Genomic DNA, 17,185 nt, shown 5'->3' with positions numbered 1-17,185 from the left:
CGACCAAAACCCCGACCAAGCCACGAGGCGCCCGCCCCGGCAACCGGGACGGGCGCCTCACCCTGCCACTTGACAAGAACTCACTCCATATCAGCTGTCGAGCTGTGGCAGTGACGCTGGCTGGTCGCGCTGTTTTGCCGATGCAGTCGGCGCCCGCCCTGTGTCCTCGAGTTCCAGCCACGTCTCGATGCGCTGGCGGAGGTCCAAGGACAGGCTGGATTCGACCAGGAGCCATGGCCGCTCGCCGGTGCAGGTCGTTGGGGTCAGCCTGGGGTCAGGCTGGGGTCAGGCATTGCCTTCGGGCCATGGCGTACATGACCGATTCGTTGCCCTCGCCGAAGGACTCGACAGGCCCGGCTCCGATCGCCTTGCACATCACGCTGGTTCGTCCGGCTCGCGCGTGGTCCATTCGTGCGGCAGCGCCGCGAACCACATCACGTCGATGCGCTCGCCCCGCCACACGCTGTGTGCGCGCATCGTTCCCTCGTGCACGAACCCTGCTCGGCGGGCCACCGCAGCTGACGCTTCATTGTCCGCCTCGACCGTCAGGAAGGCGCGAGCTGCGCCGAGCTCAAACAACCACCTTGTGAGCAGAGCCACCGCCCGAGTCGCGTACCCGCGCCCGCGCGCTCTCGGCCCGATCCAGTAGCCGAACTGCGCTACGTCTGCCTTCGACCACTCATCGACGCCGCAGCAGCCGACCAGGCCACCAGAGGCTGCGTCCGTGATCGCGAATGCAACACCAGATGGTGGCTCGGCCGCGCCGAACGCCCGCCAGCTCGCCGCGAACTCGTCAATGATCGCTTCAGCGTCCTCGATCGAGAGCGGCGGCGCCGGTCGTCCGAGACGGTCGTGGGCCCCGTTGTAGCGTCGGATCGCTGGATCGGCGAACGCTGCCGTCATGAACCCGGCGTCATCTCTCGACCAAGGGCGGAGAGTGACCACGCCATCCGAGAGCACCACGACCGGAATGTCGGCATCCGTTTCACGCACGTCTATCGGCTCCTTTCGTTCGGCGCGTTCCTGGGCAACTCTGCCACGCGCGCCAGTAACGCATCGCGCTCGGCGCCGCGGCCACATTGAGCTCGTAGGTGCGCACGACGCGAGCGTCTGGGCGCTTCATGAGCCGTCTGGCCTGCAGCGGCCGCGCGTACGACCAGGAAACGCCTCGGCAAAGCCGAGGTCGATGGCTACCGGGACAGGCCTGCGACCCCGGATCTGGTCGCTGGCATGGCGATGAAGTTCAACGTTGACCCGGGTTGTTCTCCCGAGGATGGTGAGCAGCACGGAGCGTATGTGGGTGGGGCGTCGGGCGTTTTCGTCGGCGGATATGTGCGCCGGAGTCTTGTGCTGCCTGTGTCGCAACATCGCAAGAGCAATTGGGGGTGGGGATTCAGATGGACACGGCCAGAGATCGCCAGGAATTCAACGCGGTGTATGCAAGGAAGATTGCAACTCTGACGGGTTGGCTGATGGTGGTCACCTTCGTCGCCTCGATCCCGGCGTACTTCATCCTGTACGCGCCGGTTCGGGACCACCCCGACTACATCACCGGCACCGGCGCCGACCCGACCGCGAGCGTGGCCTTGGGAGCCGTCCTCGAACTCATCGTCATCATTGCCAATATCGGCACCGCCGTAGTGCCGTACGTCGTCTTCAAGCGCTATAGCGAAAGCCTCGCACTGGGCTACGTCGCAGCACGTCTCGTGGAGGCCACATTCATCGCCATCGGCATCGTCAGCCTTCTGACGTTCCTCTTGATGCGACAGGAAGGCACCGCTGGCACCGATGCCGCTCTCGGGCACGCTTTCGTCGCGATCTACGATCGGGCATTCCTGATCGGGCCAGGCTTCTTCGCGGGCGTCGCGAATGGCATTGTCCTCGGCTACCTGATGTATCGGTCCGGTTTGGTGCCACGACGCATGGCAATGCTAGGGCTCGTCGGAGGCCCGCTGGTCGCAGCCTCGGGAATTCTCGTCATGTTCGACGTCATCGAACGCGGAGGAGCGGTCCAGGGCATCGCGACCATCCCAGAGTTCTTCTGGGAGTTGTCGTTCGGCATCTACCTCATCGTCAAGGGATTCAAGCCGTCTCCGATGCTGGCTGGGGTCGACGGCGAACCCGTCTCACCCGGCGCGAACTCGTAGCCGGCCTGTACAGCGAGCCTCAAAGACTCGTGGCAGACGGAGGCCACCTCACCGCGAATCGGCGCCTGAATCCGCAGGGCGGGCAGACCTGCCGCGCGCCTAGGCGGTCCGCGTCGGTCGACGGGCCGATCCGGTCGATTGTGCAGGTCACCGTCGACCCGCTCGAAGACGGCAACGCGTCCCGGGTGACGATCGATTTGACTTCACCGGTCACGGAATCGTCAAGGTCTTGGTGCCGCCGCAGTCGCGCAAGGAGATGCAGCGCAACATGGCCAGACTGAAGACCCGGCTCGAACCTGCGAGCTGATCGGCCAGGCTCTTGCGCTTAGGGGTTGCGGCCGGGGCTGCCCGCGGGTGACATTGTGGCCATGGGCAACTTGTCGCCCGGCCTTGCTGGCCCGGTACAGCTGGAGCTCGCCAAGGCGGTCGAGCAGCTGCCGGGCGACCACGGTATACCTGGCGGAGCACGGTTCGAGTTGAAGTGGGACGGGTTCCGGGCGGGTGCGGTCTGCGTGGCCGGCGAGGTGCGGCTGTGGTCGCGTAACGGCAAGGACTTCACCGCGAAGTTCCACGACATCCAGGCCGCCCTCGCGACGCAGGTCGACGTCGACTGCGTGCTGGACGGTGTTATCTGAGGTCGTCAGAGGGTCGTACAAGACGTCGACGACTTGCCGATGGAGGTCCCTGTTTCGTGTTGTGGACGCTCTAGGTTCGCGGTGTCTACGCCAGCGGCGGGAGAGCCAGGCGGGTGCAGCGAATGACTGGTCTCGATGCAGGCGAGGAGTCGTGCACGCTGAGGCCTGCCCGTGCGCAAGATCGCGGAGGCGATCGGCAGCAGCCACGGCACGGTGCACCTCGCGCTCACCGCTGCCTGACGCCGTACACCGAAGGGCCCCGACCGCACTGGTCGAGACCCACCGCGTCTCGGTCAGCCGACGCCGGTCCACTGGTCGTCGTCCTGGTCTTGGTCGTCGTCGCGGCGCTTACGCCGGAACAGGTCAACCAGCTTCCCGACGATCCTTTCGAACGTCCGGCCGAGCTGCTGAAGCACCCGGAAACCGTCCGCGCGCTGGTCGCTGGCCTTCAGCATCACCGAGAGGATCACAACCACGCACAGCGCGATGGTGCTCAGGACCGCGACGGCCACCAGGCCGATCTGCGCGCAGCCGCATTCGAGGCATTGACTCGCTCCACAAGACCTGCCCAGGCTGGCCGAAGTGCCCTGGCGTGGGTGACGCCAGGCGAGAGGGGGAAATCATGTTCCGCATCATGCGTCCGGTCGCGCTGCTAGCTGCCGCTCTGGCCAGCTGCCTTGTCGCGGCCCAACCAGCACAGGCCGCGCCACCAGCTGTGCCCAACGGCGAGCCGATCGAGATCCTGTCGTCCGCTGGCGAGTACTGCCCGTTCCCGCTCCGCATCTCCGGCGAAAGCGCCGCAGTGGTCAGGCCCGGATCGCCGAACGGAGATCTCATCATCACGGGCGCGGTCGCGGTGACGGTGACGAACCTCGCAACTGGTGAGTCGCGCAGCTACAACGTGTCCGGCCCGACATTCGTCGACGCCCAGACCGGTCTTCAGGTGTTCCGCGGGACTGCCCTGATCGGGCAGCCGGTCAGTGTGAACGCCGAAGACACCTTCCTGATCATTACCCGGGGCCAGTGGATGTTCGACCCAACCACTACCGCTCACTCGTTCAGGGGCAGGATCGCGCACGATGTCTGTGCCGAGCTCGGGTGAGACCGAGCCCGATGCGAAGCGCCGCGACCTTTCTGAGTTCCCGCCGGCGGCGGGAACTACTTCGCCATCGTCCGCCAGCTCACGGGCCCGGACGCGGGACGTGAACTGACCGCACAGCTCACTGGTCGATGCGTTCTACGAGTGGCTCGCGACCGAGGCGGCCGGCAAGTCGGGCAAGAACTTGAAGCAGCCGTTCGCGCCCCGACGCCGGGCCCACCCTGGCGCTCGCCGGGTTGTACGAGGTCTGGTGGAGCCAGATCAGTATCCGCCGCGCGGCGGCAACCACGCCGTCGTGAACATGTCTACGAGGCTCCCAACCAGTAATACGGCTCGCATCGAGCGCTCGACTCAAGATAAACGGCGAGCTGGTCATCCTCGGCGCGGACGGACGGCTGAGCTTCGATGCGCTCCAGCAGCGGCTGGTGACCAGCCCCGCAAGGGCCCGCGCCAAGGCCGCCCAGGTGCCGGCGGCCTACGCGGCGTTCGATCTGCTCGCGACCGGGGGAGTGGACCTGCGCACCCAGCGCTGGACCGTCCGCCGGAAGCGCCTCGAGCAGCTCGCACGGAGCTGGGTCCCGCCGCTGCAACTAACCCCGCTCACCGACGAGGCCCGGGAATGGTTCGAGGTGCTACCGGGCGCGATGGGCGTGGAGGGGCTCGTGGTCAAGGGCACCGCCACCCGCTACACGCCGGGCCGCCGCGACGCCTGGATGAAGGTCAATTCTGTTGGGATGAAGGGTGCTCGGTCGTTGACCGGAGCATCAGCTGCCGAGGTCAGGCGCCGATTCAAGGTGTCGTGGCGGTGAGCGACAGGTGTCGTGCACGAGCAGGGATTATCTGGATCGGTGGACCTTGAGCTCGCGCGGACGGAGGGGAGTTGCGGGAAGCACGCGCGGCGGGGCGGGTCGCGGTATCGAGCCGAAGTGGGATTAGCCGCGCTGCTGCAGTCTGCCGCGATGGCGACTCAGTCAGTCAGGCCGCTCAGGACCGGTGGCGGTGGCGGTTGCGACCAGGATCATCTGGTTGTCGGTCGTGTACGCCGTCGGGCTCCATCCGCGGGAGCGCAGGTCGGACTCGAGCTCGTCGACGCCCCAGTACCGCTTCAGCACCATGAATTGGCGGCCGTCGGCCAGCTGGCGCTGCTCCGGGCGCCCGCCGGACGACGGAGGCGAGGCCAAGCCGCCCGATCATCTGCTGGAACTCCACCGGCAGCGCTGTCGATGACGAAGACTCGGCCGCCAGGTTTCAGCGCAGACCGGACCCCGGACCAGAACTCTGCGAGTCGATCGTCGGGGACGTGCGAAAGCCAGTAGGTGAACATCACCACGTCATACGCCGCTGGCGGGGGTTGCCAGCCGAACAGATCGGCCACTATGTATTCGATGTTGAGTCGTGCCCCGGCGAGTCGTTCGCGGTTGTACTCGATCACCTCCGGTGAGGCGTCGACGGCGGTGACGTGTTGGGCGTGTCCGACCAGGTGCCGGGTCCACAGCCCGGTGCCGCATGCCAGCTCGAGCACCCGTCCTGTCGGAGCGAAATCTCGCAACGCTGTCTCCGCTTGGGCGACGTCGTGGAACCACTGCCGCTCTAGCTCGGGTGGCAATGCATACCGCCCTCGACGGACCCACCACTCGTCGTACTCTCCGGCGCGCGCCCGGTAGTACTCGATCTGCTCGGCGATGGCTTCGTCCACCAGCGCCACGATAGAGCCCAAGTCATGCCGCGGCGAGGTCGAGCATCTGTCCGCCCGGGCCGGTGCTGGGCCTCGAGCGCCGCAGTGCGTGGCTGGTGCGGGCGGCTATGTCGGTTTGGTGTTCAGCTGAGTCATCAGCTCGCGGTTGGCGGCCCGGTCGGCGACGAGCTCCTGGTGCGTTCCTCGAGCTGCCGTCGCAGCTCCATGAGCTGTTGTGGGAACGAACGCCCAATCTGGACACCTGCCCGCTGCCAGCCACTCAGCTCCGAGAAGGTGTCGCGCACAAGCCGACCAATCACCTCAGCGCGACAGTGCGCAACATGCATTACGCCCCAGATGAAAGGTCAAGCACCCCGAAACCCGCGAGGTCATCGTGGGCGGGGTGCTCGGCTCGATCACCCGACCAGAGGTCGTGATCGCCGGTCTGTACGACGCCGACGGCATGCTCACGGTCATCGGTCGCACCGTTCCCCTAGAGCCGGACCAGTCGGCCCAGCTCGCCGCCGCCTTGGAGCCCGCCAAACGCGGCCACCCATGGCCCGACGAGATCAGCTCGCAGCGCTGGGGCGGACGTGACAGCAAGAAACCGCTCGTGAAGGTCCAGCCGACGGTCGTGGCCGAGGTCAGCGCGGACGCGGCGACCCAGGCTGGGCAGGTCCGCCATGGCATGCGTTATGTCCGGGTCCGGGCCGATCTACGCCCGGAGGATCTTCCGGCCGTACCGATGTTCGTAGATGACGCGAGCTCTAGGTGCCCGGCCGGTCGCTGGGGGTGCAGATCGACGGCGCCTTCGGCTTGCGAGAGTGGTATGGACAGGTGGAGCATAAATGTGCGGTCAGCCGTTGACCTTGATGCGCGCCCCACACTCCGCGTCGTCGGCTCCCTCCCAGCGGCTGACCGCCCACCGCGAAGAGGCACACTGCCTACTGGGCCGATAGTCGGGTCAGCGGGGGAGTTGGCGGGTGTTGATCAGCTGCTGGGCGACGTCGCGCAGTGTGGTGTTGGTGTCTTGGGAGTAGCGCTTCAATACCTCGAACGCGCAGTCTTCGTCGATGCTGTAGCGCTCCATGGATGCGTGCCGGGCCAGGATTTTGGCGATGGCTTGGTCGTCGGTACCGAATGCGTCGGGTGTCGCGCTGTACAGACCCAGTACGCCGACCGTTCCGGCCGCGGTGGTCAGCGGTACGTCGAGGACGCTGCGGACTTCGAGCGAGAGCATCTTGGCCGCCCAGTCGGGCCAGCGTTGCTCGGTCGCGGTGTCGCGGATCAGAACCGTGGTGTGCCGGTGCATCGACTCGAATAGCGGCCCTTCTTGGCGCGCCAGCTGCCAGTGGTAGATCTCTTCCACGACAGGATCCGTGGCCGCCGGGACCTCGGCCTGGCCGCGGGTGGCCAGGGCGAGGCCGGCGTGGGATCAGCGCAGCGCTTGCAGTGCGAACTCGACCACTGCCTGAGCGGTCTCGTCAAGATTTTCGGACTCGTGCAGGCTCAGCGCCAGGCGCGCGAACCTGGCCGCTTCCTCGGTCGCGCCCGGGTCGGTCTCGCCCCGGTCCGGCTACTGGCCCGTCACCCCAGCTGGCTCCTCCATAGCGTCAATCATGCCTCCGCCGTGGCCGGTTCGCGCGTGGCGACGCCGACCTGTTCGAGCAAGCACGTCCGGCGGGCCGCAGACGTGCAACCGCGACGCCTGCGACCCACCTGCCGCGCCGAACACAGCGCTCAGTTGGAGCGTGTAGTGGTCGATCTACCTCCAGAAGTTCTGCTGCACTCCGCAGAACGGCGGCGTCAGGTCGTTCTCGCAGATCTGTACGCGGATGCGGTCGATTCCTCCGACCAGGTCCGGGTCGCCGATCGTGAAGCCGATCGACATGGTGGGGTCAGTACCTCGCGACGTCCGGGTCTGGGTGTCGACCTTCGTGGTGCCGGCGAAGGCGTCGAAGATTGCCGTCACCGAATAATCGACGCCCTCGTCTTTGAAGACGGTGCCCGACAGTGTTGCCGTTCGGTTGAGCCAGGTGATGGTGCCGCTCGTCGATGACCCCGTGCAGGACTCCCAGACGCAAGCCCAGAATTTGTTGTCGGTCGCGTTGGCGGGCACGGCATTGATGGTGGAGCCGAGGAGCAGGGCTACAGCCGAAGTCAGGGCAAAGGTCCTCTTGCGCACAGGCAGTCCTTCCAAGGTGGGCGGAGTGCTCCCTTGGACACCTGGCCGGGAGCGGTTGAACGCTAACCCAGGACCGTGGCTAGCGGCAGCTGCCGTCTCACCGTTCGCGGTCCGTGGGCGGCAACGTGCGCATGCCATGTACCCATCAGCGCAGGGGTGAGGCGAGCACCGCATCGGATGCCACGAGGACAGCTGGGGCCGTCGGTGATTACTCGAACTGGTGTTCTAGTCTGAAGGGATGGGGGCCAATCGCCGCTACCCGCGGGAGCCGCCGCCGGATGGTCAGCGCCGGCATTGCTGGGTGATGCGGACGGCTCGCGAGCAGGGTCCGTGGCCGGGGGTTGATTCTCGAGTGGCGTCGTACCTCGTTGGGGGAGTGGCAGGCGCGGGTCGTGTATGTGCCTGACCTGCGCCGGCCGGAGTCTGTCGAGGGGTGGTTCGCCGCCGCCAATCTGCGGCCGCTGGACCCGAAGGCCTAGCCGCGCGGTCCACGCGACGCGCGTTGCCGACGCCGGCTCGCTCAACGCATGGTGGACAAATGGCCACCGACGCCGCGATTGTCGAGCTGTACGGGTTGATACCCGAGCAGTTCATCGGCGCCCGGAACCAGCTGGCCAAGGCGGCCCGCGATGCCGGCGACCACCAGACTGCCACTGCCGTAGCGGCCCTGCGCAGGCCGACGGTGTCGGCCTGGCTCGCCAACCAGCTCGTCCGCACCGATCCCGACGGCATCCACGCCTTGACCCAACTCGGCGAACAGCTGCACGAGACCTACCTGTCGTCCGACAGCACCCGACGACGCGAACTCACCCGGCAACGCCACGACCTGGTCCGCAACCTCGTCGGTGTCGCGCGCGACCAGGCCGCCGGCGGTCGCCGCCTTACAGCTCAAACCACGGAACGACTCACCGAAACCCTCGACACCGCACTCGTCGACCCCGCGGCCGCGCAACTGCTCCGCTCCGGACAGCTGACAAGCGCCCTGCGGCACGTCGGATTCGGCGTGGTCGACGAGAACGGCGACCCGGTCCAGCTCGCCCCCATCAGGCCGCGCGTCGTACGCCGCGCCGCACCGCCTCGCAAAGCCCAACTTCGACGACCACACAGCGCCCTACCGCAAAGACGGGCCGCTCACCGGTCGACCACACACTCAAGCAGCGCCGAGCCGCCCAGCGGAAACGCCGAGACGAGGCAGAAGCGGACTACACGCTGGCCGCGGCCGAGCATGAACAAGCCGGCCAGGTGCTCGACGCGCACCAGCATCGAATCGCCGACCTCGAAGCCGACCTTGTCCGACTCAACGTCCAACTCGAGCAGATCCGCCAGACGCTGCGCGAAGCGCGCAAACAAACCCGGCGCCTCGAGCGCGCCTTCAACCAGGCGGCTCGCAACGCCGCCGCGATCAGAAAGCGGTTCGACACCGAGGAGCAGCGTCTGACCGCGATGGAGTGATCGCCGGGCGCACTGTGATGTCTCAGGACTTCGGTGACAGTCGGGGTTTGTCGGTGTGTGGTCCGGGTGGTCTGCCGTTGCCGACGTAGGCGATGCCGGGTGTGGGTCGGGTGTGCTCGATGAGGATTTCGCCTTGTAGGTCGGTGACGGTGATCGTGTCGCCGGTCTTGTTGTCGTCGGTGATGACGAGGACTTGTTGGAAGCCTCGTCGCCCGTCGACCATGTACTGGACCTTGTTCAGGTAGAAGGCGCCGTTGCTGGTCAGTGTCTTGATGATGGTGTCGTCGGGCAGGTCTGTGGGTGCTGGTGCTGGTGCCGGGGCGGGCCGGGGCCGGCTGGCGGGACGGCGGATCAGGTCATGGGCGGGGCGTGGTGCCTCGGCCTTCTCGGTGGCCTCCCAGGCGGTCAGGGCCGTGACGCGGCCGCCGGGTGGGCCCTGGTGGGGCCGCTGGGTGTTGTAGATGTGGTCGAAGGCGTCGACCTGGGCCTGCAACCGGGCTAGGTCGGTGGCCAGTGGCTGCTTGTCGAGGTAGCGGAACAGGGTTGGTGGAAGCGTTCGTTCTTGCCCTGGGTGGTCGGCTTGTAGGGCTTGCCGGTGATCGGCTCGACGCCTAGGGCCATCAGGTGTACGACGAGCTGGCCCAGGAGTCCGCGGCGTGGCGGGTTGAGCGCGGACCCGTTGTCGGACAGCAGTCGTTGTGGAACGCCGTGAGTGGCCACGGCCTTGTCGAACACGACGATCGCCGCCTCGGCGGTCTCGCCCCACGCGACGTGGGAGGCGAGTGCGTAGCGGGAGTGGTCGTCGATGAGTTGGAAGATCACACACCTACGCCCCCCGGGTGAGTACGTACTCGGTGGCGTCCAGTTGCCAGCAGGCATTCGGCGCCGGGTAGACGAACCGTCGCCATGCTGAGCGGGGCTTCTTCTTCGGTTCAAGACGGGCTACGCCAGCCTCACGGAAGATCCGCGCCAGCGACGCGACCGAGGGCACCTGGTCCAGCCCATCGCGCGCATCTTGTCGTGCACGCTGATCGGCCCGTGGTCCAGCCCGGAGACCTCCAGTGCGGCACGCACCCGGACGGCCTGCGTCTTGACCTCGTCGGTCAGCTTCGCCGGGCTCGTCCTCGGCCGACGGGTCCAGGGCTCGAGCACTGCGGCCGGACCGTCGGCCAAGGCGCGCTTGCGCAGCTCGTAGAACGACTTGCGAGAGATGCCATGCTCGGCACAAAACGTCGACACCGCCCCGCGCGGAGCATCATCGGGCCACTGCGAGATCGCGAGCCGAACGCGAGGATCGATGGGTTCACTGACAGCCATCCCCGAACCGTCAAGGCTGAAGTGTCACCACCAAGAACACCCAAACCGTCACCGATGTCCTGATGCAGAACTGTCACCTATGTCCTGCGACATAACACAGCGTGAGTATGGCCGACAGAACCGTTACTAGAACATAGTTTCGAATGTATGGCATTCTGAGGGCATGTATGGAGGGCATCGCAGGGACGCGGCCGGTCTGAGCCGTCCGCAGTCCGCGGCGCAGGCGACGGTTATGGCCGTCGACGCGCCCCTGCTCGAGCGTCCGCCGGTCGAGCCCGCCGCGGGGCTGGTGGCTGGCCGGTACAGCCTCCGTTCCCGGCTCGGGCGCGGCAGCATGGGGGTCGTCTGGCCGGCCCAGGACGAGATCCTGCATCGATCCGTCGCGGTCCAGCAGATCGCCCGGCCAGGAGCGACGGTCTCGCCTGGGTCGTGATGGAGTTGATGTCCGGACGCACCTGCGCGACGTACTCGAAGAGGCGCCTGGACCGTTCCTGCATGCCGGTCCGCTGCGCCCGCTGATCGAACGCCTGCTCGCCAAGAAGCCGGAACGGCGCGTCGGTACAGATGCCGCGTGCGCCGTCCTCAAGGAGGTCCAGTCCCAGACCGATACCGGCCAGCAGGTACAGCGAAACTCCGGATCGCCGGAGGGTAGGAGGGCCACTGGCAGGGGCGATGGCCGCTCGGTTCGGAGGCAGCATGAAATCAACCGCACTCGTCAGTCCCGGCGGATGCGAATCGCCAGGAGGCGGACATGGAACGGACGGACTGGCTGGACGGTGCCTTCAACCCCACCGAGGCTCGATTTCTGATGATCACAGCGATCACGCACCACCGGGTCAGTTCGCCGATCTGGGGTGCGAGCGAGGTCCGCAAGCTGCACCTCGAGCTGGCCGAGATCGATTTCGAGGCGACGAGACTGGTCGCGGCCCTTCAGGTCGGCGCCGAGTAGAGCGGATCGGGCGAGCCTCGTGATCGTCACCCCGCGGGAGGCGTGGCGCACCGTCGTATCGGACCGGAACGACCGCCACGGGCCGCTGCAACCGCTGATGCTCCGGCTCACCGTGGTCACCAGTCCAGTCGATGCCGACAGCTACCTGCCGCTGGGCGGCCGGCATCCGCTTTCCGCTGCTGATCCTGCTCGGGCTCGGTATGGGCGTGCAGAACGCGGCGGCCCGGGCGCTGGCGGTTCCCGATCTCACGACCACCGTGTGACCATGACCATCACCGCCCGGCGGCTCACCCGGTCCAGCGCGCCGTGGACTCAGGCCGGGTGATCCCGGCCGTCGCGGCTCTGTCGTCCGGTCAGCCACCAGGCGGAATCGCCCGCCGGCTCTGGGTGACCGAGGGGACGGTGGAGAAGCACGTCCGGCACATCTTGGCCAAGTTGAGTCTCTCGGAGACTGACGACGATCACCGCCGGGCGCTCGCGGTGGTCACCTTCCTCGAGACTCGCTGACCGGCCGGGCAGCTGTCAGGGCGTGCGCCCGAGCACCTCGCGGATGGCGAGCGCGGACAGCCTGGTCTTGGGCAGGAAACCGGCGACCGGGCTCGCCGAGATCAGTTCGGCGTAGTCGTCCTCGGCGTGGGTGGAGATCAGGATCACCGTGGCCGGCTCGAGGCCGGTCTCATGGGTCAATCGGCGTACGACGTCGAAGCCGCTCTCGCCGCCGAGGTCGATGTCGACCAGGCTGACGTCCGGTCCGAGTTCGGCGGCGCGCCGGACGGCGTCGTCCCCGTTCGAGGCCACGGCGACGACCACCATGCCCTCGCGCTCCAGTAGACCGCGGGCAGCCGACAGGAAATAAGGACTGTCATCAACGATCAAGCAGCGCAACTCCATGGGTTCAGCATGCCAACCGTCCGGTTCACGGACAATCCAGCTAGCTGGACCTTGGCCCGGACAGGGATTCCTGCTGTCGTGACCCCGGTCTTCGCGCTGGCGGTAAGGAGATCGGCGGGCTCGGCTGGCACCGTAGGTTGCGTGCGGCACTCGATCAGCCGGCGTCGGCTGAGGACCACCTGACGATGCTCGGATTCCTGCAGCAGCTCGGCGGACAGCTCGGGGCGTGGTTCTACGTCGTCGCCGGCGGTCTCGCCTTCGCCGAGGCCGCGGTCATGGTCGGGCTGGTGCTGCCCGGCGAGACGGCCTTGGTGGTGGCCGGGTTCGCCGCCCACCAGGGCTGGATCGCCTTGTGGCCGATGGTGGCGGTCGCGATCGGCTCGGCGGCCCTCGGCGACAGCGTGGGCTATGAGGTTGGTCGCCGGCTCGGGCCGAGGTTGCGCTCGTCCCGGCTGGGGCGCCGGGTCGGCGACGATCGGTTGCGGCGAACCGATGACTTCCTTGGGCGGTACGGCGGTCGGGCAGTACTCTTCGGCCGATTCACCGCCGGCCTGCGAGCACTGACGCCGGGCATGGCCGGCATGGCACGGATGCCGTACCTGCGCACGTTCCTGCCGTGGAACGTGGCCGGCGCCGTGGTCTGGGGTGCGGGTTGCGTACTGGTCGGCTACGGCTTCTCCGCCTCCCTGACGACGCTGGCTCACGCTCTCACCTATGTGCCGCTCGTGCTGATCGCTGCGGCCGCGGCCGTCCTCGTCCTTCTTCACATCCGAAAGAAGCACCGAGTCCGTTGACGAGCGTGATTTACGGCCAGCCGGTACGGCGAATGGCCGCTGACCGTGACGACAGCCGGCCGTTCCGGCGACATCGTGGACGGGACGGAAGGAAGAACCGCCGGCAATGGTCGAAAGGGATTGATCGTGGCAACCGGATCGATGCTCAGGGCAACGGCGTACAGGCCGGCCCGGATGCTGCTGCGGCGCTTGACCGCGCTCGTGCGCCGGCCGGTGGTGGTGTCGACGCTCCTGCTCTCCGTGGCGGGGTACGGGATCGGTCCCCACGTGGAGATCGACTGCTATCGGCTGAGTGTGGCCGCTATGGTGCAGCGGGACCACGGTCGGGTCCACACCGCGTCCCCGGCAACACGGGCGGCGGACAGGCTGGCAGATGTGTCGCCCACTGACCAGGCCCGAGTAGAGGGCACGCTGGCTGCGGCCGCTCCCGTGGACCGGCCGTATCTCCTCAAGGTCTGGGCGGCCGGGCACAGCGCCGACGACATCGTCACGTTCGCGCGACTGATCCGAGGCAAGGGGTCCGGATGGCTGCGTACCCACCTGAGCCTGATCGATCCGGACGGGTCAGGCTCGGCGACGTACCGATCCTCTCCAGTGGAGCAGACCGACGACACGACCTGCGGATCGATGACGATCCTGGTGGCGCGGGCGATGGCGGATCCGCTGTACGCGCTGCACCTCACGACCGGCGACAGCTCCTATCGGGCGGATGCGAGCGCGTCACACTTCCAGATGCGGCTGACCGCTGAGGAACGTCGCATCCACGACGCGACCAACCGCTTCTGGCCGCAGCGGCTCGGCTCGACACCGATCGGGCTGAGCAGCGAGCTGAACCGGCACGCCGACGCGCTGGGAGCCCGGTACGAGCCACGGTTCGTCACGGGGACCGGTGGCAAGTCGGCCCTGCGGGATGCGGTCGAGGCTGCCGGCAACGGTCAGCCGGTACCTGTGCTGATCGGCAACTGGATTCCACGGCACTACATCTTGCTGATCGGCCGGGACGGTGGCGACCTCGTCATCTATGAACCCGGTTACGCCACGGTGGACCGAATCAGTGCGCAGAGCTTCCTCGACGGCAAGATCGACGTGATCGGATACCGCCACCTCTATTCGGTGGTCACACCCACAGCATGATTCGAGAGGACACAATGGCGAAGCTTGCATTCATCGGTCTCGGCCTGATGGGCACACCGATGGCCACCCGGTTGCTCGAGGCCGGTCATGACGTGACCGTGTGGAACAGGACCGCTGAGAAGACCAAACCGCTGACCGACCACGGCGCTACTGCCGCATCGACGCCGATGGACGCGATCAAGGGTGTCGATGCCGCGATCGCCATGGTGACCAACGCGGAAGCGCTCGAGCAGGTGGTGTACGGCGAGAACGGCATGGCCGCGGCGCTGGCACCAGGCCAGTTGCTCATCGACATGTCGACGGTGGGTCCGGACGCGGTGCGTTCGGTCGCATCCCGCCTGCCAGATGGCGTCGCCATGGTCGACGCACCCGTGCGGGGCAGCGTTCACCAGGCCACTTCGGGTCAGCTGGCCATCTACGTCGGCGCGGATCCGTCGGACTTCCGGCGCGTAGAGCCGATCCTCACGTCACTCGGCACGCTGCACCACGTCGGTGGGCTGGGAGCGGGCGCGGCCGCCAAGGTCGTCGTGAACTCCACGCTCGGCGTCGCCTTCGGCGAAGCCCTTTCCCTCGGCGACGATTTCGGGCTGGATCGTTCCGTCGTACTCGACGTCCTGAGTGACACTCCGATCGCGGGCACCGTCGAGGCGAAACGCGCCAATGTCGAATCCGGCACCTACCCTGCCAACTTCAAGCTCAGCCTGGCCCTCAAGGATCTCAACCTGGTCACTGAGATCGCCGATCAGAACGGCCGGCGGCTGGAGGTGGCGGCGGCGGCACGTGACTGGCTCGAGCAGGCGGCCGAGGCCGGCGCGGGCGACCTCGACTATTCGGCGGTGATCCCCACGATCACCACGGACGGCGGACGACGCCCGGCGTGACCACGAGCCTCATGGTGTCGGGTTGTGGATCAGTTCGAGAACGGCAGGTGTTCGCGCACGGTTCGAAGTGTGCTCGTGATCGATGCGTGGGAGTTCGGCGTCAGGTTGGAGAACACCTGCGAGGGACTCTGCAGTTCGCGCAGCACACCGGGCCGAGCCAAGCGATGAGGCATTCCCTGGCGCCTGGCCAGGGTGATCGTCGAGGCGTGCGTCTTCATACTTCATCCACCCCAGTGACTACCGCACCGCGATCAGGTCGCCGGTTCCCGACGAGGTCGACGATGGCGATCAGCAAGGTCACGAGCATGAGCGCGGAGGCGCTCAGCAGCGCGTCGGACACCGCCGTCGGGTAGTCATGGTCGGAGCTCATCAGGACGCGGTAGAAGATCGTCGCCAGGACGGCGGTGCCGATCGCCGCGCCGATCCGGTGAGCGGTCTGCAGGGCACCGCCCGCCGCGCCGGCCATCCGTACCGGGACGTGCTGCAGGGACAGCGTGACGTTGGGTGAGGTGACCATGCCGCCGCCGAGTCCGGCGACCAGCAAGGGTCCGGCGGTCGCCCACGCCGCGGTGTCGCCGCCGATGTGCCGCAGCAGGAGCGCGGTGGTCGCCAGCCCGGCGATCGTCGCGGTCAGGCCCTGCCACGGTCAGCACGCGACCGAACCTCGAGACCAGGCGTCCCGCGATCGCCGCGGACACCGCGACCCCGATCGCGAACGGTGTCACTGCCAGGCCGGAGCGCAGCGGTGAGTAGCCGTATCCGTCCTGGTAGAACAGCGCGAGCACAAGCCAGATGCCGGTGAAGCCGATGAAGTAGACCATGCCGATGATCGAGCCGGCGGGAAAGCCGGAGGTGTGTGCCAGCCGTGGGTCGAGTACGGGTTCGCGCCCCCGGCGTACGGTGCGTAGCTCCCACCTGGCGAAGGCGGTGAGCAGCAGCACGGCGACCACGAACAGCCACCAGTCGCTGCCCAGACCGTTGCTCTCGCCATCCACCGCCGGGAGTAGCAGGCAGAGCACGCCGGCGCCGAGCAGCAGCGACCCGATCAGGTCCATTTGGGGCTTGCGGCGACCGCCTCCCGAACGCGCCGGGATCCACCGCGCGGCGAGCAGCAGGGCGACTACACCGATCGGCACGTTGACGTAGAACACCCAGCGCCAGGCATCCGGCCCGGCGATCAGCGTGATGATCAGCCCGCCGACCACCGGACCTGTCGCGGTGGCCAGTCCGCTGGTGGCACCGAGGATGCCGAAGGCTCTGCCCCGTTCGGCTCCCTGGAAGAGTTCCTGGATCAAGCCGGAGTTCTGCGGCAGCAGCATGCCGCCGGCGACACCTTGCAGCGGTCGTGCGGCGATGAGTAGCCCAATGGTCGGCGCCGCACCGGTGAGAGCGCTGGTCAGCACGAACGCTGTCAGGGCGATCAGGAACATCCGGCGCCGGCCCAGTGCGTCGCCGAGCCGGCCGGCCGGTACGAGCGCCAGTCCGAAGCTGAGCGCGTACCCGGACACTACCCACTGCGCGGTTCCGGCCGACACGCCGAGCCCTCGCTCGATGGACGGCAGCGCAACGTTGACGATGCTGACGTCGAGAAGCGCCATGAACGCGGCGAGTTGGTTCACCGCCAGCGTCTGCCAGCGCAGCGGATGGCCGGTTGCCGCGGTCGCTTCCACGCCGCTCATCCGGTCGCCCGCCGATAGGGGATGCCGTACGGCGCGAACACCTCGTGCAGCAGTCGGTCACTCTCCTCGTCGTACCGGACCGAGTAGACGGCGGCCTGGCGGAGTTGCTGGATGGTCAGCGCGACGCCCGCCTTGTGTGCGACGTGTAGCTCGACCGACCGGTGCATCGCCATGGCGGACGGCATCACGGACCCCTGGCGCGGAGACTGCCAGATCCTCAACCAGACCGGCCGCGTCGTCGCCTCACACATCATCGCGGACCACCCCAGGTGAAGTACGGCGGCATCCCGGTTCGAGTTTCAGTCTCTTGGCCACGATCACCAGGATCGGCGGACGGGTGGTTGCCG

25 protein-coding genes and 1 pseudogene are annotated in these 17,185 nt (G+C 67.3%); 13 read left to right on the top strand and 13 right to left on the bottom strand.

Features of this window, described 5'->3' with window-relative positions:
* Positions 1 to 375 precede the first annotated feature (375 nt).
* Positions 376 to 993 (bottom strand): GNAT family N-acetyltransferase, encoded by a 618-nt coding sequence (locus tag E0H73_RS42390; protein WP_165556109.1) that lies wholly within the window; start codon positions 991 to 993, stop codon positions 376 to 378.
* A gap of 404 nt (positions 994 to 1,397) precedes the next feature.
* Here E0H73_RS42390 and E0H73_RS42385 point away from each other — a divergent pair, with 404 nt between their 5' ends.
* Positions 1,398 to 2,147 (top strand): DUF4386 domain-containing protein, encoded by a 750-nt coding sequence (locus tag E0H73_RS42385; protein WP_131366409.1) that lies wholly within the window; start codon positions 1,398 to 1,400, stop codon positions 2,145 to 2,147.
* Between the two features lie 368 nt (positions 2,148 to 2,515).
* A complete protein-coding gene (locus E0H73_RS42375) occupies positions 2,516 to 2,782 on the top strand; it encodes an ATP-dependent DNA ligase (protein ID WP_131366407.1) in 267 nt (88 codons plus the stop codon).
* 293 nt (positions 2,783 to 3,075) lie between these two features.
* Here E0H73_RS42375 and E0H73_RS42370 read toward each other — a convergent pair whose 3' ends face one another.
* On the bottom strand, positions 3,076 to 3,294 hold the full coding sequence (locus E0H73_RS42370) for a hypothetical protein (RefSeq protein WP_131366405.1): 219 nt from the start codon (positions 3,292 to 3,294) through the stop codon (positions 3,076 to 3,078).
* Positions 3,295 to 3,404: 110 nt separating this feature from the next.
* Here E0H73_RS42370 and E0H73_RS42365 point away from each other — a divergent pair, with 110 nt between their 5' ends.
* Together E0H73_RS42365 and E0H73_RS42360 are read left to right on the top strand one after the other, a co-directional pair.
* Entirely contained in the window at positions 3,405 to 3,884 is a 480-nt protein-coding gene (locus E0H73_RS42365; RefSeq protein ID WP_131366403.1) for a hypothetical protein, read from the top strand.
* A gap of 323 nt (positions 3,885 to 4,207) precedes the next feature.
* Positions 4,208 to 4,690, top strand: a complete 483-nt coding sequence (locus E0H73_RS42360) for an ATP-dependent DNA ligase (protein WP_131366401.1) — start codon at positions 4,208 to 4,210, stop codon at positions 4,688 to 4,690.
* 162 nt (positions 4,691 to 4,852) lie between these two features.
* Here E0H73_RS42360 and E0H73_RS46335 read toward each other — a convergent pair whose 3' ends face one another.
* From E0H73_RS46335 to E0H73_RS42345, 4 genes are all read right to left on the bottom strand, one after another.
* Positions 4,853 to 4,996, bottom strand: a complete 144-nt coding sequence (locus tag E0H73_RS46335; protein ID WP_165556108.1) for a hypothetical protein — start codon at positions 4,994 to 4,996, stop codon at positions 4,853 to 4,855.
* Positions 4,987 to 5,577 (bottom strand): class I SAM-dependent methyltransferase, encoded by a 591-nt coding sequence (locus tag E0H73_RS42355; RefSeq protein WP_165556106.1) that lies wholly within the window; start codon positions 5,575 to 5,577, stop codon positions 4,987 to 4,989. The genes E0H73_RS46335 and E0H73_RS42355 overlap by 10 nt, the downstream gene beginning before the upstream one ends.
* Before the next feature lie 943 nt (positions 5,578 to 6,520).
* On the bottom strand, positions 6,521 to 6,925 hold the full coding sequence (locus E0H73_RS42350) for a GAF and ANTAR domain-containing protein (RefSeq protein ID WP_337590350.1): 405 nt from the start codon (positions 6,923 to 6,925) through the stop codon (positions 6,521 to 6,523).
* Between the two features lie 396 nt (positions 6,926 to 7,321).
* Entirely contained in the window at positions 7,322 to 7,741 is a 420-nt protein-coding gene (locus E0H73_RS42345; RefSeq protein WP_131366398.1) for a hypothetical protein, read from the bottom strand.
* A 341-nt stretch (positions 7,742 to 8,082) separates the two neighbouring features.
* Here E0H73_RS42345 and E0H73_RS46330 point away from each other — a divergent pair, with 341 nt between their 5' ends.
* Entirely contained in the window at positions 8,083 to 8,220 is a 138-nt protein-coding gene (locus E0H73_RS46330; protein ID WP_165556104.1) for a hypothetical protein, read from the top strand.
* A 41-nt stretch (positions 8,221 to 8,261) separates the two neighbouring features.
* Here the strand turns inward: E0H73_RS46330 and E0H73_RS42340 are convergent, their stop codons facing one another.
* Entirely contained in the window at positions 8,262 to 8,831 is a 570-nt protein-coding gene (locus E0H73_RS42340; protein WP_131366396.1) for a hypothetical protein, read from the bottom strand.
* A gap of 152 nt (positions 8,832 to 8,983) precedes the next feature.
* Here E0H73_RS42340 and E0H73_RS42335 point away from each other — a divergent pair, with 152 nt between their 5' ends.
* A complete protein-coding gene (locus E0H73_RS42335; RefSeq protein WP_131366394.1) occupies positions 8,984 to 9,193 on the top strand; it encodes a hypothetical protein in 210 nt (69 codons plus the stop codon).
* 376 nt (positions 9,194 to 9,569) lie between these two features.
* Here E0H73_RS42335 and E0H73_RS42330 read toward each other — a convergent pair.
* A pseudogene (locus E0H73_RS42330) lies at positions 9,570 to 10,510 on the bottom strand (integrase core domain-containing protein); the annotation flags it as partial.
* A gap of 163 nt (positions 10,511 to 10,673) precedes the next feature.
* On the opposite strand from E0H73_RS42330, the gene E0H73_RS46815 reads away from it, so the two are divergent.
* The 4 genes from E0H73_RS46815 (at position 10,674) to E0H73_RS42310 (ending at position 11,966) form a co-directional block, all read left to right on the top strand.
* Positions 10,674 to 10,943: a hypothetical protein gene (locus E0H73_RS46815; RefSeq protein WP_202867866.1), complete on the top strand. Its 270-nt coding sequence runs from the start codon at positions 10,674 to 10,676 to the stop codon at positions 10,941 to 10,943.
* A gap of 318 nt (positions 10,944 to 11,261) precedes the next feature.
* Positions 11,262 to 11,459 carry a hypothetical protein gene (locus tag E0H73_RS42320; RefSeq protein WP_131366392.1) on the top strand — a complete coding sequence of 66 codons (198 nt, stop codon included), beginning with the start codon at positions 11,262 to 11,264 and terminating at the stop codon, positions 11,457 to 11,459.
* 131 nt (positions 11,460 to 11,590) lie between these two features.
* Positions 11,591 to 11,722 carry a hypothetical protein gene (locus E0H73_RS48165; protein ID WP_272949197.1) on the top strand — a complete coding sequence of 44 codons (132 nt, stop codon included), beginning with the start codon at positions 11,591 to 11,593 and terminating at the stop codon, positions 11,720 to 11,722.
* A gap of 43 nt (positions 11,723 to 11,765) precedes the next feature.
* Complete coding sequence (locus tag E0H73_RS42310) at positions 11,766 to 11,966, top strand: LuxR C-terminal-related transcriptional regulator (RefSeq protein ID WP_238164627.1); 201 nt, start codon at positions 11,766 to 11,768, stop codon at positions 11,964 to 11,966.
* A gap of 15 nt (positions 11,967 to 11,981) precedes the next feature.
* On the opposite strand, the gene E0H73_RS42305 is transcribed toward E0H73_RS42310, so the two are convergent.
* Complete coding sequence (locus E0H73_RS42305; RefSeq protein ID WP_131366390.1) at positions 11,982 to 12,350, bottom strand: response regulator; 369 nt, start codon at positions 12,348 to 12,350, stop codon at positions 11,982 to 11,984.
* Positions 12,351 to 12,535: 185 nt separating this feature from the next.
* On the opposite strand from E0H73_RS42305, the gene E0H73_RS42300 reads away from it, so the two are divergent.
* From E0H73_RS42300 to E0H73_RS42290, 3 genes are all read left to right on the top strand, one after another.
* Positions 12,536 to 13,144 (top strand): DedA family protein, encoded by a 609-nt coding sequence (locus tag E0H73_RS42300; protein WP_165556103.1) that lies wholly within the window; start codon positions 12,536 to 12,538, stop codon positions 13,142 to 13,144.
* A gap of 126 nt (positions 13,145 to 13,270) precedes the next feature.
* A complete protein-coding gene (locus E0H73_RS42295; protein WP_131366386.1) occupies positions 13,271 to 14,278 on the top strand; it encodes a hypothetical protein in 1,008 nt (335 codons plus the stop codon).
* A 14-nt stretch (positions 14,279 to 14,292) separates the two neighbouring features.
* Complete coding sequence (locus E0H73_RS42290; protein WP_165556102.1) at positions 14,293 to 15,159, top strand: NAD(P)-dependent oxidoreductase; 867 nt, start codon at positions 14,293 to 14,295, stop codon at positions 15,157 to 15,159.
* A gap of 29 nt (positions 15,160 to 15,188) precedes the next feature.
* Here the strand turns inward: E0H73_RS42290 and E0H73_RS42285 are convergent, their stop codons facing one another.
* From E0H73_RS42285 to E0H73_RS42275, 4 genes are read right to left on the bottom strand one after another with little or no spacing between them, the layout of a single operon-like run.
* On the bottom strand, positions 15,189 to 15,377 hold the full coding sequence (locus E0H73_RS42285) for a hypothetical protein (protein WP_131366382.1): 189 nt from the start codon (positions 15,375 to 15,377) through the stop codon (positions 15,189 to 15,191).
* The gene (locus E0H73_RS46810; protein WP_202867865.1) at positions 15,374 to 15,529 is read right to left on the bottom strand and encodes a hypothetical protein; all 156 of its coding nucleotides are present in this window, start codon (positions 15,527 to 15,529) and stop codon (positions 15,374 to 15,376) included. Before E0H73_RS46810 ends, E0H73_RS42285 begins: the two co-directional genes overlap by 4 nt.
* The gene (locus E0H73_RS42280; protein WP_202867864.1) at positions 15,513 to 16,838 is read right to left on the bottom strand and encodes an MFS transporter; all 1,326 of its coding nucleotides are present in this window, start codon (positions 16,836 to 16,838) and stop codon (positions 15,513 to 15,515) included. Before E0H73_RS42280 ends, E0H73_RS46810 begins: the two co-directional genes overlap by 17 nt.
* Positions 16,835 to 17,023: a hypothetical protein gene (locus tag E0H73_RS42275; protein WP_131366380.1), complete on the bottom strand. Its 189-nt coding sequence runs from the start codon at positions 17,021 to 17,023 to the stop codon at positions 16,835 to 16,837. The genes E0H73_RS42280 and E0H73_RS42275 overlap by 4 nt, the downstream gene beginning before the upstream one ends.
* Positions 17,024 to 17,185: the final 162 nt, after the last annotated feature.

This window comes from Kribbella pittospori (assembly GCF_004331465.1).
Classification (GTDB): Bacteria; Actinomycetota; Actinomycetes; order Propionibacteriales; family Kribbellaceae; genus Kribbella; species Kribbella pittospori.
Note: the sequence above shows the minus strand (reverse complement) of the source record. Positions and strands in the feature narration are given on the sequence as shown.

Coding starts and splice junctions, on each gene's coding strand:
- E0H73_RS46335 (WP_165556108.1), bottom strand. CDS start 4,996: ATGGTGCTGAAGCGGTACTGGGGCGTCGACGAGCTCGAGTCCGACCTG.
- E0H73_RS42290 (WP_165556102.1), top strand. CDS start 14,293: ATGGCGAAGCTTGCATTCATCGGTCTCGGCCTGATGGGCACACCGATG.
- E0H73_RS46815 (WP_202867866.1), top strand. CDS start 10,674: ATGTATGGAGGGCATCGCAGGGACGCGGCCGGTCTGAGCCGTCCGCAG.
- E0H73_RS42285 (WP_131366382.1), bottom strand. CDS start 15,377: ATGAAGACGCACGCCTCGACGATCACCCTGGCCAGGCGCCAGGGAATG.
- E0H73_RS42320 (WP_131366392.1), top strand. CDS start 11,262: ATGGAACGGACGGACTGGCTGGACGGTGCCTTCAACCCCACCGAGGCT.
- E0H73_RS48165 (WP_272949197.1), top strand. CDS start 11,591: ATGCCGACAGCTACCTGCCGCTGGGCGGCCGGCATCCGCTTTCCGCTG.
- E0H73_RS46810 (WP_202867865.1), bottom strand. CDS start 15,529: ATGAGCTCCGACCATGACTACCCGACGGCGGTGTCCGACGCGCTGCTG.
- E0H73_RS42365 (WP_131366403.1), top strand. CDS start 3,405: ATGTTCCGCATCATGCGTCCGGTCGCGCTGCTAGCTGCCGCTCTGGCC.
- E0H73_RS42305 (WP_131366390.1), bottom strand. CDS start 12,350: ATGGAGTTGCGCTGCTTGATCGTTGATGACAGTCCTTATTTCCTGTCG.
- E0H73_RS42385 (WP_131366409.1), top strand. CDS start 1,398: ATGGACACGGCCAGAGATCGCCAGGAATTCAACGCGGTGTATGCAAGG.
- E0H73_RS42280 (WP_202867864.1), bottom strand. CDS start 16,838: ATGAGCGGCGTGGAAGCGACCGCGGCAACCGGCCATCCGCTGCGCTGG.
- E0H73_RS42375 (WP_131366407.1), top strand. CDS start 2,516: ATGGGCAACTTGTCGCCCGGCCTTGCTGGCCCGGTACAGCTGGAGCTC.
- E0H73_RS42300 (WP_165556103.1), top strand. CDS start 12,536: ATGCTCGGATTCCTGCAGCAGCTCGGCGGACAGCTCGGGGCGTGGTTC.
- E0H73_RS42275 (WP_131366380.1), bottom strand. CDS start 17,023: ATGCCGTCCGCCATGGCGATGCACCGGTCGGTCGAGCTACACGTCGCA.